The 16,457-nt window shown below is 74.4% G+C and carries 13 protein-coding genes; 4 read left to right on the top strand and 9 right to left on the bottom strand.

Annotation, left to right across the window (positions count from 1 at the left end; all coding sequences use genetic code 11):
* Positions 1-20: 20 nt before the first annotated feature.
* The 3 genes from OEB99_RS11465 to OEB99_RS11455 are packed head-to-tail and all read right to left on the bottom strand — an operon-like array spanning position 21 to position 2,874.
* Positions 21-1,157 (bottom strand): DNA polymerase III subunit delta', encoded by a 1,137-nt coding sequence (locus OEB99_RS11465; protein ID WP_263510226.1) that lies wholly within the window; start codon positions 1,155-1,157, stop codon positions 21-23.
* A complete protein-coding gene (gene tmk / locus OEB99_RS11460) occupies positions 1,154-1,813 on the bottom strand; it encodes a dTMP kinase (protein ID WP_263510225.1) in 660 nt (219 codons plus the stop codon). Before tmk ends, OEB99_RS11465 begins: the two co-directional genes overlap by 4 nt.
* 47 nt (positions 1,814-1,860) lie before the next feature.
* On the bottom strand, positions 1,861-2,874 hold the full coding sequence (locus OEB99_RS11455) for a Gfo/Idh/MocA family protein (protein WP_263510224.1): 1,014 nt from the start codon (positions 2,872-2,874) through the stop codon (positions 1,861-1,863).
* 56 nt (positions 2,875-2,930) lie between these two features.
* On the opposite strand from OEB99_RS11455, the gene OEB99_RS11450 reads away from it, so the two are divergent.
* A complete protein-coding gene (locus OEB99_RS11450; RefSeq protein ID WP_263510222.1) occupies positions 2,931-3,851 on the top strand; it encodes a PfkB family carbohydrate kinase in 921 nt (306 codons plus the stop codon).
* 4 nt (positions 3,852-3,855) lie between these two features.
* Here the strand turns inward: OEB99_RS11450 and OEB99_RS11445 are convergent, their stop codons facing one another.
* From OEB99_RS11445 to OEB99_RS11430, 4 genes are all read right to left on the bottom strand, one after another.
* Positions 3,856-5,097, bottom strand: coding sequence for a PQQ-like beta-propeller repeat protein (locus OEB99_RS11445; RefSeq protein WP_263510221.1), 1,242 nt, complete (start codon positions 5,095-5,097; stop codon positions 3,856-3,858).
* A gap of 53 nt (positions 5,098-5,150) precedes the next feature.
* The gene (gene topA / locus OEB99_RS11440) at positions 5,151-7,889 is read right to left on the bottom strand and encodes a type I DNA topoisomerase (protein WP_263510219.1); all 2,739 of its coding nucleotides are present in this window, start codon (positions 7,887-7,889) and stop codon (positions 5,151-5,153) included.
* 116 nt (positions 7,890-8,005) lie between these two features.
* The gene (locus OEB99_RS11435; RefSeq protein ID WP_263510217.1) at positions 8,006-8,866 is read right to left on the bottom strand and encodes a phosphatase PAP2 family protein; all 861 of its coding nucleotides are present in this window, start codon (positions 8,864-8,866) and stop codon (positions 8,006-8,008) included.
* A 15-nt stretch (positions 8,867-8,881) separates the two neighbouring features.
* A complete protein-coding gene (locus tag OEB99_RS11430) occupies positions 8,882-9,208 on the bottom strand; it encodes a hypothetical protein (RefSeq protein WP_263510215.1) in 327 nt (108 codons plus the stop codon).
* A gap of 259 nt (positions 9,209-9,467) precedes the next feature.
* Here OEB99_RS11430 and OEB99_RS11425 point away from each other — a divergent pair, with 259 nt between their 5' ends.
* The 3 genes from OEB99_RS11425 (at position 9,468) to OEB99_RS11415 (ending at position 13,710) form a co-directional block, all read left to right on the top strand.
* Positions 9,468-10,223 (top strand): response regulator transcription factor, encoded by a 756-nt coding sequence (locus tag OEB99_RS11425; RefSeq protein WP_263510214.1) that lies wholly within the window; start codon positions 9,468-9,470, stop codon positions 10,221-10,223.
* A 10-nt stretch (positions 10,224-10,233) separates the two neighbouring features.
* A complete protein-coding gene (locus OEB99_RS11420) occupies positions 10,234-12,081 on the top strand; it encodes a sensor histidine kinase (RefSeq protein ID WP_263510213.1) in 1,848 nt (615 codons plus the stop codon).
* Positions 12,082-12,294: 213 nt separating this feature from the next.
* Positions 12,295-13,710 (top strand): HNH endonuclease signature motif containing protein, encoded by a 1,416-nt coding sequence (locus OEB99_RS11415; RefSeq protein WP_263510212.1) that lies wholly within the window; start codon positions 12,295-12,297, stop codon positions 13,708-13,710.
* A gap of 54 nt (positions 13,711-13,764) precedes the next feature.
* On the opposite strand, the gene OEB99_RS11410 is transcribed toward OEB99_RS11415, so the two are convergent.
* Complete coding sequence (locus OEB99_RS11410) at positions 13,765-14,025, bottom strand: hypothetical protein (protein ID WP_263510210.1); 261 nt, start codon at positions 14,023-14,025, stop codon at positions 13,765-13,767.
* A 391-nt stretch (positions 14,026-14,416) separates the two neighbouring features.
* Positions 14,417-16,363: a permuted SH3 domain-containing protein gene (locus OEB99_RS11405; protein WP_263510209.1), complete on the bottom strand. Its 1,947-nt coding sequence runs from the start codon at positions 16,361-16,363 to the stop codon at positions 14,417-14,419.
* Positions 16,364-16,457: the final 94 nt, after the last annotated feature.

Here is a 16,457-nt window from a genome sequence, read left to right as displayed (position 1 = left end):
CTGGGTCCGGACGGCGCTTCTCACCCCTGCGGACGCAGCGCGACCGCCATCGCCTCCATCGCGAGCAGCGGCGCGACGTTCCCCGCCAGGCGGGTGCGGGCCTCCCCGATCGCATCCATCCGCCGCAAGGTCTGCTCGGCCGAAGCCTCGGCGGCGAGCCGTTCGACCAGCGCGGTGTGCTCGGTGTTGACCAGCTCGACCTCACCGCCGAGCTGCAGCACGAGCACGTCGCGGTACAGCGACAGCAGGTCCAGCAGGCTGCGGTCCAGCACGTCGCGCTGGGCCCGGGTGGCGCGGCGTTTCTGCTCGTCCTCGAGCTGGCGCACCTGGGCGCGCAGCGTCGGGGGCAGACGGCCGCCGTCGTCCGCGCCGAGCGTGTGCAGCAGCGCGGCCTTCTCCGCGGCGTCACGGTCCTCCGTCGCGGCCTTCGCCTCGGCCTGGGCGACCTCGACGAGGTCAGCCGCGGCCAGCACGGCGTCGCCGACGCCCCTGATCTCGCCGACCAGCTCGAGCGTGCGCCGCCGCCGCTCGCGGGCGTCCGGGTCGCGGGCGAGGCGGCGCGCGAGGCCGATGTGGCTCTGCGCGGCGCGCGCCGCATGGTCGGCGGTGGCCTCGTCCACGCCGTCCCGTTCGACCAGCAGCCGCGCGACCGCCTCGGGCGCCGGGACGCGCAGCGCGAGCGGTCGGCAGCGCGAGCGGATCGTGACCTGGACGTCCTGCGGGCTGGTCGAGCACAGCAACCACACCGTGCGGGGCGGCGGCTCCTCGATCGCCTTGAGCAGCACGTTGGACGTGCGCTCGGTCATCCGGTCGGCGTCCTCGACGATGATCACGCGCCAGCGCCCCTGCGACGGCGAGCGCTGAGCCACGCCGATCAGGTCACGGACCTCGTCGATCGAGATGGTGACCTTCTCGGTCGCGACCACCGTGACGTCCGCGTGCGTGCCCGCCAGAGCCGTGCTGCACGACGCGCACGTGCCGCACCCGCCGGCCTCGCACTGCAGGGCTGCGGCGAACGCGCGGGCCGCGTTGGACCGGCCCGACCCCGGCGGACCGGTGATCAGCCAGGCGTGCGTCATGGCCTCGACGTCGGACACCGCCGTGCGCAGCACCGCGACCGCCGCCTCCTGGCCGACCACGCCGTCCCAGACGCTCACCCGGCGACACCCACCAACGGCGCGATCCGGGCGCGCACCTGGGCCGCGATCTCGTCGACCGGCGCCGACGCGTCGACCACGAGCCAGCGTCCGGGGTCGGCGGCGGCGCGACGCAGGAACTCCGCACGGGCCCGTGCGTGCAGCGCTTCCCCGGCTCGCTCCAGGCGGTCGGGCGCCTCGGTGCGGTCCGCGAGCCGGGCTAGCCCGACGCTCGGGTCCAGGTCGAGCAGCACCGTCAGGTGCGGCAGCAGCCCCTCGGTGGCCCACAGCGAGAGCGCCTCGACGGCCTCGACGCCGAGCTCGCGACCCGCCCCCTGGTAAGCGACCGACGAGTCAAGGTACCGGTCCGTCACCACGACCGCACCACGCTCCAGCGCCGGCCGGACCACGGCGTCGACGTGGTGCGCGCGGTCCGTCGCGTAGAGCATCGCCTCGGTCCGGGCCGAGACGTGCCCGCCGTGCATCACCGCGGCGCGCAGCTCGAGCCCCAGCTCGGTGCCGCCCGGCTCGCGCGTCACGACCACCTCGACCCCACGGCTCTCCAGCCACTCGCCGAGCAGCCGGATCTGGGTGGTCTTGCCGACCCCGTCACCACCCTCGAAGGAGCAGAACACGCCCGTGGCGCTCGGGCCGGAAAGCGTGGACGGCAGGCTCACGCGGGCAAGGCTAGTGGCGGGCGCCGACGGGCTCGTGCACGCCCCGCTCATTCGAACGGGTAGCGCACCCCGATCTGACGGCGGATCTCGTCCATGGTCCGCATCACGTCGAGCGTGCCCTGCCAGCTCATCCGCGGGCTCTCGAGCTCGCCCGCGGCGACCCGCCGGGCCACCTCGGCGACCTCGTACTGGAACCCGCCCTCGACCGGGCGGTCCCACGCCCACCACGTGCCGTCGTCACGCTGCACCGTGAACGAGGTCGTGCTGTAGAAGTCGCCCTCGACCTCGATCCGGCCCTCCGTCCCGGCGATCACCGCGGTCGTCGCGGTCTTCGCCCAGAGGGTCGTGTGCAGGCTCGCCTGGGCGCGGTCGCCGAAGCCGAGCGCGATGCTGATCTGCCCGTCGACGCCGGTGGGCGTGAGCGAGCCGGTCGCCTGCACCCGGTCCGGGGCACCGAGCATGTCGTGCGCGAACGAGACCGGGTAGACGCCGAGGTCGAGCAGCGCCCCACCGGCGAGCGCCGCGGCGTGCAGGCGGTGGGTCGGTGGATGGCGCTTCATGTTCTGGCCGTGGTCCGCCGTGACCGAGACGACCTCGCCGATGTCGCCGCGGGCGATGGCGGCACGCAGCGCGGCGACGTGCGGCAGGTGCCTGGTCCACATCGCCTCCATGGCGAAGACCCCGGCGTCCCGCGCCGCGTCGAAGACCTCCTCGGCCTGCGCCGCGTTGACCATGAACGCCTTCTCGACCAGCACGTGCTTGCCGGCCGCGATGGCGAGCAGGGCGTGCTCGTGGTGCGCCGAGTGCGGGCTCGCGACGTAGACCGCCTGCACCTCGGGGTCGTCCACGAGCTCCTGGTAGCTGCCGTGGGCGCTGCGGATGCCGCGCTCCGCGGCGAACGCGGCCGCTCGGTCGGCGCTGCGCGAACCGACCGCGACCACCTCGCTCGCGGTGAACCGCGTGACGTTGTCGACGAACTTCTCGGAGATCCAGCCGGGGCCGAGCACGCCCCAGCGCAGCGGAGGGGCAGAGGCGGGGTCGGGGGCGTAGCCGTCGGTCATGCCCCGACCCTAGGGCCCGGCGGCGACGCGCACCCGGCGACCGCTAGCCTCGTGGCGTGCCGACTGTCCTGGCCTGCGGTCTCGCAGTGCTCGACGTGGTGCAGGACGTCGACCACGTGCCCGCCGCGGACGAGAAGCTGGTCGCCACCGACCTGCACGTCGCGGCCGGCGGTCCGGCCGCGAACGCCGCCGTCACCGCAGCGGCGCTCGGCATGACCGCCCGCCTCGTCACGCGGGTCGGGGCCACACCGCTGGGCACGCTGGTCCGCGCGGACCTCGCCGCGCACCACGTCGACGTGGTGGACCTCGCCGGGCCCGGTGACGCGCCGGGGGTCTCCACCGTCCTCGTCACGGCGTCGACCGGCCAGCGCGCCGTCGTGTCGGTCAACGCGGCACGCGCCACCGGCGCCGGCACCGAACCGGACTGGCCGACGCTGGTGTCCGACGCCGACGTGCTGCTGGTCGACGGCCACCACCTGGACCTCGCGCTGGGCGCCGCGGGTGCGGCGCGAGCGTCAGGTGTACCGGTGCTGCTCGACGGCGGCTCGTGGAAGCCCGGCCTCGAGGCCCTGCTCGCCCTGGTCGACGTCGCCGTGGTCTCGGCGGACCTCCGCATCCCGGCCGACGTCGCGGCGGACTCGTCCGACCTGCTCGCGACGCTCCTCCGGCTCGGCCCCGCGGTGGCCGCACGGTCGCGCGGCGCCGGCCTCATCGAGGTGCTCGACGCCGCTGGGTACCGCGAGGTACCGGTCGGGGCCGTCGACGTCGTGGACACGCTGGGCGCGGGCGACGCGCTGCACGGCGCACTCGCCGCGTGGCTCGCCGCAGCCGGGGGGCGGACCGGGCCCGACGCGGCGCTGCGCTGGGCCGGCGAGGTCGCGTCGGCCTCATGCACCGGTCGCGGGGCACGCGGCTGGCTCGAGGACGCGGATCGCCTGGCGCGGCTGCGCGCGGGGCTCCCGGGCGCCGAGGACTGAGCGTCTACCCGGGCCCCAGCACCCGGATCTCGTCGACGGTCGCCACCAGCACCGAGCCGTCGGGCAGCACGACGAGGCGTGCCACCGGGGTCTCGCCCAGCCCGACCCGCCAACGGACCTGCCCGGTCCGCGGGTCCATCGACACCAGCGCTGCCCGCGAGCCATCGCCCAGCGTGGTGGCGACCGACCAGCCGTCGGTCACCGCCGAGGCGCCCTGGGTGAGGCCGCTCGGCAGGGTCCAGAGCTCGGTCCCGTCGGCCGCGTCCAGCCCGACCAGGGTGGCGCCGACCCCGCAGACCAGCACGCCGTCCACGGTGAGCAGCGGCACGGCCGGCGTCCCGCCCGAGGCGGTGAACCGGTACGCCCAGGACACCGCCCCGTCGGGCTCGAGACGCTCCAGGTCCGCAGCGTCGACCCGCAGCCGCAGGCGCGCCGCGAGCGCGTCACCGGCGGGCACGGTGACCGACCGGTCCACATCGACCGGCGCAGCGCCCAGGTCCGCGCCGCTGACCAGGGAGAACGTCACCTGCCCGTGACTGGTCACCCGGACCCGGTCGGTCCCCGTCTCCCAGGTCGTCTGCTGGGGCCACACCACGTCGGGGGCGCTGGCGAAGGTCCACACCGTCGCGCCCGTGGCCGGCGACCAGCGCACGGCGGCCACCCGGCCCTCGTCCCCGCTCCCGACCAGCACCACGTCGTCCTCGACCGGCAGGTCGAGCACCGCCGCAGTAGCCCAGTCCAGGCGCTGGAGCACGGCACCGCTGACCGGGTCGAGCGCGATGACCGACGTCTGCCCCGCCGCGCTCACGCTGCTGCACACCGGTGTCCGGCCGGCGAGCAGGCACGAACCCTGGCCGACCGGGACGGGCACGGACCACAGCTCGGTCCCGTCGGCGGTCCGCAAGCCGCGCAGGGTGTCGTCCGGGTCCACGGTGACCAGCACCGCACCCGTCGCGCCGAGCACCGAGGTCGCGTCCGCCGACCACCGCGTGGACCACGGCGCCGCGAGCGAACCGGTGAGCGCCACGGCGCCGGACAGCCGTGCCGCGGTCGTCGCGACCTGCCGGCCGGCCGCGACGCTCACCCCCGCGAGCAGCACGGCGAGCACCGCCGCCCAGACCGCGGCGCTGCGGGCCCACGCCGGCACGCGCGGCACGGCGATCCCGGTGCCGGGCGAACCCGGTCGCGGCGGGCCGGAGCCCGCCTCCTCGTCGAGGAGGACGTCGACCTGGTCGTCGCGCGCCACCGTCCGAGGCTACGACCGCACCCTGACGGCCGCCGGGCCCGGTGGCCCACAGCTCAGCGCTTCGTGGCCGCCTTCGAGCGGGTCGACGTGCGACGCCCGCCCTTCTTCGCCGGACCCTTCGCGCGCTTCTCGGCGAGCAGCTCGGCGGCGCGCTCGATCGTGATCGACTCGACCGCGTCCTCCTTGCGCAGCGTCGCGTTGGTCTCGCCGTCGGTCACGTACGGCCCGAACCGGCCGTCCTTGACGACCACCGGCTTCTTGGTGGCCGGGTCCTCGCCGAGCTCGCGCAGCGGTGCGGCGCTGCTCGCGCCACGCCCGCGCTTGGGCTGGGCGTAGATCGCCAACGCCTCGTCGAGCGTGACCTCGAACATCGCGTCCTCGCTCGGCAGGCTGCGCGAGTCGGTGCCCTTCTTCAGGTAGGGCCCGTACCGGCCGTTCTGCGCGGTGATCTCCTCGCCGGTGGCGGGGTCGGTGCCGACCACCCGCGGCAGCGAGAGCAGCTTGAGCGCGTCCTCGAGCGTCACGGTCTCCAGCTGCATCGACGCGAGCAGCGACGCCGTGCGCGGCTTGGGCGCCGCCGCGAGCGCCTTCTTCCGCTGCGCCGGGGTGAGGTCCGGGTCGAGCTGCGGCTCGGGCAGCAGCTCGGTGACGTACGGGCCGAACCGGCCCTTCTTCGCGACGATCGTGGTGCCGGTGCTCGGGTCCACGCCGAGCTCGAGATCACCCTCGGGCTGCGCGGCCAGCAGCTCACGCGCCCGCTCCGCCGTGAGCTCGTCCGGGGCCAGGTCGTCCGGCACGGACGCGCGGCGCTCCTCACCGTCGAGCTCGCCCTCGAGGTACGGGCCGTAACGGCCGACCCGCAGCGTGACACCGTCCGCGATCGGGATGGAGTTCACCTCGCGTGCGTCGATGTCGCCCAGCCCGGCGACCAGGTCACGCAGCCCGACCTCGTCGCCCTCGCCGAAGTAGAAGTGGGTCAGCCAGGCGACCCGCTCCTTCTCGCCCGAGGCGATCGCGTCGAGGTCGGTCTCCATGCCGGCCGTGAAGTCGTAGTCCACCAGGTCGGCGAGGTTGTCCTCGAGCAGCCGGGTCACCGCGAACGCGAGCCAGCTCGGGACGAGCGCCTGCCCGCGGCTCGTCACGTAGCCACGGTCCTGGATCACCGAGATCGTCGCCGCGTACGTCGACGGCCGGCCGATGCCGCGCTCCTCGAGCGCCTTGACCAGGCTCGCCTCGGTGTAGCGCGGCGGCGGGGAGGTGCGGTGGCCGTCCGCGGTGAGGTCGGTGCCGGCCATCCGGTCGCCCTCGGCCATCGCGGGCAGCCGGACCTCGCGCGGGCCGCCCTTCGACCGGGTGTCGTCGTCCTCGTAGCGCTCGGCGTCCCGGCCCTCCTCGTACGCGGCGAGGAACCCGCGGAACGTGATGACCGTGCCGGACGCCCCGAACAGCGCGGTGGTCCGCGGGGTGCCGCGCACCGTGCCGGCGGTGTCGGGCAGGCCGTCGGTGGCGATCTCGGCGCCGACCCGGACGGTCGCGGTGGAGCCGCGCGCGTCGGCCATCTGCGAGGCGACGGTGCGCTTCCAGATCAGCTCGTAGAGCCGGAACTCGTCCCCGGACAGCTCCCGCGACACCTGCGCGGGGGTGCGGAAGTGGTCACCGGCGGGGCGGATCGCCTCGTGCGCCTCCTGGGCGCCCTTCGCCTTCGCGCCGTACGTGCGCGGAGCGTCCGGGACGTACTCCGGGCCGTACAGCTCGGCGGCCTGCCGGCGCGCGGCGGCGATCGCCTGGCCGGACAGCACGGGCGAGTCGGTCCGCATGTAGGTGATGTAGCCGTTCTCGTACAGCGACTGCGCGACCCGCATGGCCTGGCGTGAGCCCATCCGCAGCTTGCGGCTGGCCTCCTGCTGCAGCGTCGACGTGGTGAACGGTGCCGCCGGGCGGCGCGTGTACGGCTTGGTCTCGAGGCTACGCACGGTGAACTCGGCGTCCTCGAGAGCGGTCACCAGCGCACCGGCGGCGGCCTCGTCGAGGTGCACGGCACCGCGCGTGGTCAGCGTGCCGCGGTCGTCGAAGTCCCGGCCGGTCGCCACCCGGGCGTCGCCGAGGGCGACCAGGCGCCCCTCGAACCACCCCTCCTGCTCCACCGCGCCGGGCGACGCGTGCCCGAAGGTGGCCGTGACGTCCCAGTAGTCGGCGGACCGGAAGGCCATCCGCTCGCGCTCGCGCTCGACCACGAGGCGCATCGCGACGGACTGCACACGACCCGCGGACAGTCCCTGGCGGACCTTGCGCCACAGCACCGGGGAGACCTCGTACCCGTAGAGCCGGTCGAGGATGCGCCGGGTCTCCTGGGCGTCGACGAGCCGGTCGTCGACCTCGCGGGTGGCCTCGAGCGCACGCTGGATGGCCTCCCGGGTGATCTCGTGGAACACCATCCGCTTGACCGGCACCTTGGGCTTGAGCTCGGCCAGCAGGTGCCAGGCGATCGCCTCGCCCTCGCGGTCCTCATCGGTCGCGAGGTAGAGCTCGTCGGCGTCCTTGAGCGCCCGCTTGAGCTCGGCGACCTTCTTCTTCTTGTCCGAGTCGACCACGTAGTACGGCTCGAAGTCGTGGTCGACGTCGACCGCGAACTTGCCGAACGGGCCCTTCTTCATGTCCGCGGGCAGCTCGGAGGGCTGCGGAAGGTCACGGATGTGACCGACCGACGCCTCGACGGTGTATCCCTCGCCGAGGTAGCCGGCGATCGTGCGCGCCTTCGCCGGCGACTCCACGATCACGAGCCTGCGGGTCATCGTCTTCCTCGTTCAGCTGGCGGGTGGTCCGGTGGCGCACTTTACGCACATCCGGCGCCGAGCGCCGCGTCCGGGCACCCGATCGGGGCTGTCCCGGGGCCTCTCGAAGCGCTCGTTCAGTCGGCCGGATCGGCTGCGGCGACGATCCCGACGAGGATCCCGAACGCCACCGAGCAGACCGCGACGATGCCGAGCGCACCGCCCGCGTAGGCGACCAGGAGTTCGGTGTCACCGATCGTGTCCGCGGCCGCGACCCGCATGTACGCGACCGCCGACAGACCGCCGACCACGATGCCCACGCCGACCAGCATCGAGGCCACGCCGCGCACGTGACCGGCGCGCCCGAACCCGGTGCCGCGCGGCCCGAAGGCTAGCACGAGCCCCGCCCAGGCCATCACCACGCCGAGCGCCGCGACCACGTCGGACGGACGGTGCCAGCCACCGATCAGGGTGGAGATCCCGGTCGCGGCGGTGTAGACGGCGCCGACCGTCGCGGCGAGGGCGCGGTAGCGGCGCGGCACGGCCAGCACGAGGGCGGCAGCAGCGGACGCCGCGACCGTGGTGTGGCCGCTGGGCAGGGAGTTGGCGATCCGGTCGTCCAGACCGAGGTCGGGGCGCACCAGGTAGTTCTTCAGCACCTGGGTCGTCACGTTGGAGCCGACGACCAGGACCGCGACCTGCACCGCGAGCGCGATCCGGCGGCGCAGCACGGCCATCAGCATCGCGACCAGCACGACGACGATCACGAACGGCACCGAGATCACGCTGAGCACCGGCTCGGCCACCTGCCAGAGCCGGCCGCGGCCGTACTCGGCGCCCTCCAGCGCTGCCCCGTCGACCTGGCGACCGCTCACCGAGGTGACGAACAGCAGGTGCACCACGAACACCGACAGGCCCGCGAGCACCGCGACCGCGAACGCCGGGAGCCGATGACCGGGAGGGCTCTCGGCCGGCGGGGCGGCGGTCTCGGCGGTCACGGCCCCCACGGTAGGTCACACGTCGCGGATCACCACGGCGCGGCACTCCGCGAGGTGCTCGCGCGTCTCGGCGTCGGCGTTCACGCACAGCAGGCAGCCGCCGGCGTGCTCGAGGCGGCGGGCGGCGTCGTCGATCGCCGCGGCGGCGCGCGGGCTGCTCAGGCGGACCGCGGCGAGGTCGAGGACGACGATCGAGGCACAGGCCGACAGTGCGTCGAGCAGCGCCCGGAGGCGGCCGGCGTCGTGCCGGCCGAACGTGCCGGCCGGGCGGACCTCGGCAGTGAGCCAGGCCGTGCCGAGGTCCGCGGCCGGCGCGGGGCGGGCGTCGAGCGTCGTTGTCATGTCGATCCTTCCCGAGCACTGCCGGCAGCTGCCGGATGACCCCACCGTCCGCCCCGGGTCTGGGTGGAGCCTGAGCGCCACCGGAAGAACTGCTGTGGTCGCGACGGGCGCGCATCACGCGGGAGCTCGCCGCGCGACGGACGTGGACCGCGACGCACGGTCCGGGCCGCGACGTACGATGCCGATGGGCACGGCGCCCACAGACTTCTCACAGGAACTCCCCAGCCGTTGCCGAGGCGGAGGCGTGACGATGGGACGCATGACGACGACGACCCCCCAGACCCGCACGCGCGACCACCTCACCCGCGCCGACGGCAGCCCGGTCCGGGCGCTCGTCGTCGACGACGAGCCGAACCTCGGAGAGCTGCTCTCCACCGCCCTGCGCTACGAAGGCTTCGAGGTGCAGACCGCGACGACCGGCTTCGGCGCGGTGAAGGCCGCCAAGGCGTGGGAGCCGGACGTGATCCTGCTCGACATCATGCTGCCGGACCTCGACGGCCTCGAGGTGCTGCGCCGGGTGCGCTCGACCAACCCGTACGTGCCCGTGCTGTTCCTCACCGCCAAGGACGCGGTCGAGGACCGGGTCGCGGGTCTGACCGCCGGCGGCGACGACTACGTGACCAAGCCGTTCTCGCTCGAGGAGGTCGTCGCGCGGCTGCGCTCGCTGCTGCGCCGGGCCGGGGCGACCGCCGCGCGTGACGACGCCGTGCTGCGGGTCGGCGACCTGGTGCTGGACGAGGACTCCCACGAGGTCTCGCGCGCCGGGGACGACATCCACCTCACGGCGACCGAGTTCGAGCTGCTCCGCTACTTCATGCGCAACCCCAAGCGGGTGCTGTCGAAGGCACAGATCCTGGACCGCGTGTGGCAGTACGACTTCGGCGGCCAGGCCAACATCGTCGAGCTGTACGTCTCCTACCTGCGTCGCAAGATCGACAAGGGTCGCGAGCCGATGCTGCACACGCTGCGCGGCGTGGGCTACGTGCTCAAGCCCGCGCCCGGCACCGAAGGGTGACAGCGGCCGGATGAGGATCTCGATCGGGCCGTCCCGACGGGCACCGCTGCGGCGACGTCTGGTGCTCGTCGTGCTCGGCGCGGTGGCCGTGGTCGCTGCGACGATGGCGGCGATCTCGACGTTCGCCCTGCGCAGCAGCCTGGTGGCCCAGCTCGACCAGCGTCTGGTCCAGTCGGCCGACCGCGCGACGAAGGCGGAGAGCGCGCTCCCGGGGGTCGTGCCGCCCGACGGCTCGACCGGGACACCGCCGAACGGCGACGGCAGTCCTCCGGTGGGCCTGGTGGCGCTCGGCCAGGGCGCCGGGACGCTGACCGTGGCGGTGCGCGGCACCGACGTGCAGTCCGGCTACCTCGACCAGACCGGCACGGTGCACGAGCTCGACGCGGAGCAGCAGGCGACCCTGCTCGACGTGACGCCCTCGAGCGGCGTGCAGACCGTCTCGCTGGGCGACCTCGGGCAGTGGCGCGTGATCGCGTTCGACAACCGGGACGGCACCGTGATCACCGGTCTGTCGATGACCGACATCTCGACCACCGTCGACACGTACCTGCTCACCGAGGCCACGATCGCGCTGGCCGGGCTGCTGATCGCCGCGCTCGCCGGCACCGTGCTGGTGCGCCGTGAGCTGGAGCCGCTCGAGCGGGTGGCCGCGACCGCGACCCGGGTCTCCGAGCAGCCCCTGGACCGCGGCGCCGTGACGCTGGACCGGGTGCCCGAGCAGGACACCGACACCTCGACCGAGGTCGGTCAGGTCGGCGTCGCGCTCAACCGGCTCCTCGGCCACGTGGAGTCGGCGCTGGCCGCGCGCCACGAGTCCGAGATGCAGGTGCGCCAGTTCGTCGCCGACGCGAGCCACGAGCTGCGCACACCGCTCGCCTCGATCCGCGGCTACGCCGAGCTGGTCCAGCGACTTCCCGAACCGCTGCCGGACGACGCCGTGCGCGCCATGGAGCGCGTCGAGTCGGAGTCCCGGCGGATGACCACCTTGGTCGAGGACCTGCTGCTGCTCGCGCGCCTCGACGCCGGGCGGGCGCTCGACCGCGACGAGGTCGACATGGTGGGCCTCGCGGTGGACGCCGTGGCCGATGCGCACGTCGCGGGCCGGGACCACGTGTGGCGGCTGGACCTGGGCGACGGCGACGTGCTCGAGGACACCGCGGGCGGACCGACGGACGACGGCGCGTCGGCGACCACGACGGACGACGGCACCGTGCCGGAAGCCGTGACCGAGGACCTGGACTTCGCCGACCCGGAGCCGGCGCTCGTGCTCGGCGACGACCACCGGTTGCGCCAGGTGCTGGTGAACCTGCTCGCGAACGCTCGGGTGCACACGCCGCCCGGGACGACCGTGACGACGTCGGTGCGGGTCGAGGGCGACCAGGTCGTGGTGCGGGTCTGCGACGACGGCCCCGGCATCGCTCCGGAGCTGCTGCCCCGCCTCTTCCAGCGGTTCACCCGGGGCGACGCAGCGCGCACGCCGATGGCGGGGCGCGACGCGGGCGCCGGGTCGACCGGGCTCGGCCTGGCCATCGTGCACGCGGTGGTCGCCGCGCACGGCGGTCAGATCGAGGTCGACGGGACGCCCGGGGCGACCACGTTCACCGTGCGCCTGCCCGCCGTGGGCGAGGGCGCACGGGCGGACGAGCCGACGTCGGCGCGGTCCGCGGCGGAGCATGGCAGGAGCGCCGGCACCGCGGCACCTGGCGGGAGCACCGCGGACCCCGCGCCTGCGGAGCCCGCCGCCGGCGACGTGGCCTCCGGCGCGAACGCGACCGGCGAGCCTGCCTCCGGAGAGCCTGCCTCCGGAGAGCCTGCCTCCGGAGAGTCGACGCAACGGCCGGCGCGCACGCGTTCGTGATCGGCGGGCCGCGCCCCTGCACGAGCGCTCTGCTGGATCACCCGCCGGGGCGTCGGTCCGCCTGATCCAGGGCGATCACCGGCAGGTCCGCCCGTCCTGTGGAAAACACCGAAGCGATTCTGCTGTGCATTTCCTTCGACGCCGGCCGGAATGGCCTCGCGACATTCTTTGTCAGAGGTCGGTGATGGAATAGGAGGCGTCGAGGGGGGGATCGTGTCGCGGATCGCACTGGCGCCGGAGGTCGCGGGCGAGAGCGACGCGCCTGCGCGGCGATCTGCCCTGCCGCCGCGCCTCGCCGATGCGGTCGCGGCGCTGTTCGCCGATCTCGACTCGCTGCTCGGCGTCGACCTCGAGGACCTGACAGGTGAGGCGATGGCCGAGGTCGTCGGCGCACTCCACCTGGTGGCTGAACGAGCGTCCGCCGGCGTCACGACGGCCCTGCCCCGCCTCGAGCGTGAGGGGTGGTGGGCGCTGGGCGACGAAGCCACCTTCCCGCGGTGGGTCGCTCGCCGCTGGGGCATGTCGGTGCCGGCCGCCAAGCGGCGGGTCCGGGTCGGGCGGGCGCTCAGCGACCACCTGCCGGCAACCACCGCCGCAGCGCGAGCCGGCACGATCTCCGCAGAGGCGGCCGGCGTCATCGCCGCCGCAGCGAGCACCGACGCCCGCCGGGAGGTCCTGGCCGACCCGGAGCACGCCTGCAACGAGGGGTTCCTCGTCACCCAGGCCGCCCGGCTCGGCGTCGACGACCTCCGCGCAGTCGTCCGGGTCTGGTCCGATCGCGCCGATCCGGCGGCCGACGAGCACGGCTACCGCGAGGCGTCCGAGCGCGAGCACCTCACGCTGGCTCGGCTCCCCTACGGGTACCGCGTCGACGGTCAGCTCACCATCGAGCACGGCCAGCAGCTGACCGCCGCCCTCGCCGCGGTGAGCCCGGTCCCCGCTGCGGGTGACCCGCGCAGTGCGGGCCAGCGGCGCGCCCAGGCCCTCGCCGATCTCGCCCGCACCGTGCTCGAGCACCATCCTCTGCCCACCGGACGCGTGACCCGGCCCGGGGTCGTGGTGCACGTGGACCACGGCACGCTGACCGCGCTCGTCGACCGCGCCTCCCGGCGGTGGGGCGGCGGTGCGGGAGACGCGCTCGGCCGGGACGCCGGCTTCGGCGCAGGCGGCGCCGCGGGTCCTCGCTTCGGCGCCGGCGGCGGCGCGGGTCCTCGCTTCAGCCCCGACGACCTGCGGCGCGGCGCGTTCTTCACCGACGCCACGCCCGTGCCGCGCGACGTCCTGGACCGGTTGGCGTGCGACGGTGAGCTGAACCGGATCCTCTTCTCGCCCGACGGCGAGGTCCTCGACGTCGGGCGCACCAAGCGGATCTTCTCCGGCCCGACCCGCGTCGCGGTCGTGGCCCGCGACGGTCACTGCGCCTACCCCGGGTGCACGGCACCGTCGCACCTCGGCGAGGTGCACCACGTGGCGCACTGGACGCGTGACGGCGGAGACACCGAACCCCGGAACGGGATCCTGCTCTGCTACCACCACCACGACCTCGTCCACCGGCGCTCGCTGCGCATCCACCGGGATGAGGGAGCGTGGGAGTTCACCGGCCGCGACGGCACGGTGATCCGGCGCTGATCGCGCCCGGGCGGCTCAGGTGTTGCCGTCGGTCACGCCATCGTCACGGGTGGCTCAGGTGTTGCCGTCGGTCACGCCATCGTCACTGGTGCCGCTGCCGTCCGTCCCCGTGTCACCGCCGCGGTGCGGGGTTCCGAAGCCGCCCTGGTCGCGGTCGAGGCCGCCGAGCCCGTCCCGGTCCACGCTCTCGTGCTGGACGATCTCGTCCGCGCGATGGTCCGCCACGACGAAGCCGAGACCGAAGCCGACGGCCACACCGATGCCGAGCAGCAGCAGACCGCCGAAGACCGCGACCACCGGGATCCACCACGCCATCGGTCGGGGCGTGGCGACGGACGGCACCATGCCCGGTTGGGCCGGAGGGCCACCGGCGTACGGGTAGTGCGCACGTGGGTCGGGAGCACCGGTGGGCCCGGGGGTCGGGAGCACCGGGAGGAACCGGCGGGGAGGTCGACGACCCGGCCGCGGCTGCCGCCTGGGCAGGGGTGGCGGCCGCGGTCGCGGCCGGTGCGTCCGCTGGGGCCCCGTCCGGCTCGACGATGGGCTGCGTCGGCTTGTCGTCGGGGGCGGGGTCGTTCTCGGGCATGACGTCCTCATCGAGTCGCGTACAGGTGTACCTGACCCAGGATCGCGGCCCAGCCTGGTGCGCCCCTGCTGGCAACCTGGACGCACCCTGTGAGGACTGGCGCCTCACGCGACCGGACCGTCACCCGCCGGGAGGTCCTCCCATCCCGCCGGGCGCCATGCCGCCACCCGGCACGGTCGACACGTCGGAGCTGGAGCTGTCCGAGAGCCCGGTGAGCCCCGACGACGTCTCCGTGCTGCTCGACTCCATCGGCTCGTCGAGATCGGCGAGCACGACGACGTCACCCACGCTCAGACCCGACCGGATCTCGGTGAGCTCCGTCCCGACCGCGCCCGTGGTCACCTCGGTCTCGGTCACCACGCCGTCCTCGAGCAGGTCGACCGTGCTCGTCGAACCGTCGACGTGCACCGCCGACGTCGGCACCGTCACGGTCTCGTCCCCCGCGCCCACGGTGATGCTCACCTCCGCGGATCCACCGTTGAAGAGCGGAGCGTCGGTCCCGGCGATCGCCAGGACGACCGAGTAGGCGGGTTCCGCCGTCGTGGACTCGTTCAGCACGCCGATGCTCGTGACGGTCGCCTCGAGCGTCTCATCGGTGCTGGACGTGGTCACCGTCGCCTCCTGACCGACCTCGACGAGGTCGATGTCGGTCGCACCCACCGAGATCGTCACCAGGAAGCCCGTGTCACCGATCACCGTCACGACCGCAGAGGTCGACGAGGCGGTGACGGAGTCGCCCACGGCCATCGTGACCTGGGCGACGGTGCCCGCGATCGGGGTCGTCAGGACGTCGCGGTCGAGCGCGTCCTGCGCGATCGCCACGTCGGCCTCCGCCGCGTCGATCTCGGCCTGGTCCGCCAGGATGTCGGCGGCGGTCGGGACCGAGGACGTCGCGCCGCTCTGGCTCGAACCCCCGACGGTGAGCACCGTGCTCGACACGGTCGACGTGCTCGAGTCCGTCGTGCCCGAGTCAGTCGTGCCCGTGCCGGTCGTGCCCGCGCCCGTCGTGCCCGAGTCGCTGGAGCTCGAGTCCGTCGGCGTCGTGCCCGAGGTGCCCGCGTCGTCACCAGAGGCCGTGCCGGTGCTGCCACCAGGCCCGGCGCCGTCGCTCGAGAACAGCGCCAGCACCGCAGCGACCGCCCGATCGAGGTCGTCGGCGCGGTCCATCAGCGCCGACTGCGCGGCGTCGACGCTCTCCTGCGCGGCCAGCACAGCCGCAAGGGCGGTCGTGCAGGCGGCCAGCGCGGCGTCGTCCGTGCCGGTGCCGTCGTCGGTGCCGGTGCCGTCGTCCGTGCCCGTGCCGTCGTCGGTGCCGGTGCCGTCGTCCGTGCCCGTGCCGTCATCCGTGCCCGTGCCGTCATCGGTGCCGGTGCCGTCGTCCGTGCCCGTGCCGTCGTCCGTGCCGTCGTCGGTGCCGGTGCCGTCATCCGTGCCGGTGCCGTCGCCGGTCCCGTCGCCGAGCACCGGTGCGCACGTCGTCTGCGCCGCGTCGAGCGCCGTCCGGCTGGTGGCCAGGGCCTGCTGCGCCGCATCGTGCTGGGCGAGCAGCGCGGACTGGGCTTCGTGAACGGCCGCCACCGCCGCGGCGAGGGCCTGCTCGTCCACGCTCGAGCCGGTGCTCCCGGTGCCCGAGGAGCCCGTGTCCGTCGAACCCGTGTCCGACGATCCGCCGCTCGGGGTGGACCCGGTCGAGCTCGACCCGGTGGATCCGCTCGAGCTCGACGAGCTCGAGCTCGACGAGCTGCTGGTCTGCGCATCCAGGTCGTCCTCGAGTCGCTGCTCGGCGTCCGCGAGCCGGGACTCTGCCTCGTCGACCGCGTCCTCCAGCGAGGTCCGGTCCAGCGACGCGAGCTGCTGGCCGGCCGTGACGGTGTCGCCGACGGCGACATCCACTGTCCCGACCGTGCCCGCCACGGAGAACGCGGCATCCACCCGATCGGCCGACTCGAGCGTCCCGGTCGCATCGATCGTCTGGATCACCGAGCCGAGCGCCGCGGTCGCAGTGCGGTACCGCCCGGCGCTGTCCTGACCGTGAGCCAGCGCGACCCCGCCCCCGACCAGCGCCACCACGACCGCCGTGCCGCCCGCGATCAGCGCCCGGCGGCCACGCCGGCCGGCGCTACCCCGGGCACCACCGCCACGTGAACCACCGCGCCCACCG

Source organism: Actinotalea endophytica (assembly GCF_025717005.1).
Classification (GTDB): domain Bacteria; phylum Actinomycetota; class Actinomycetes; order Actinomycetales; family Cellulomonadaceae; genus Actinotalea.
Note: the sequence above shows the minus strand (reverse complement) of the source record. Positions and strands in the feature narration are given on the sequence as shown.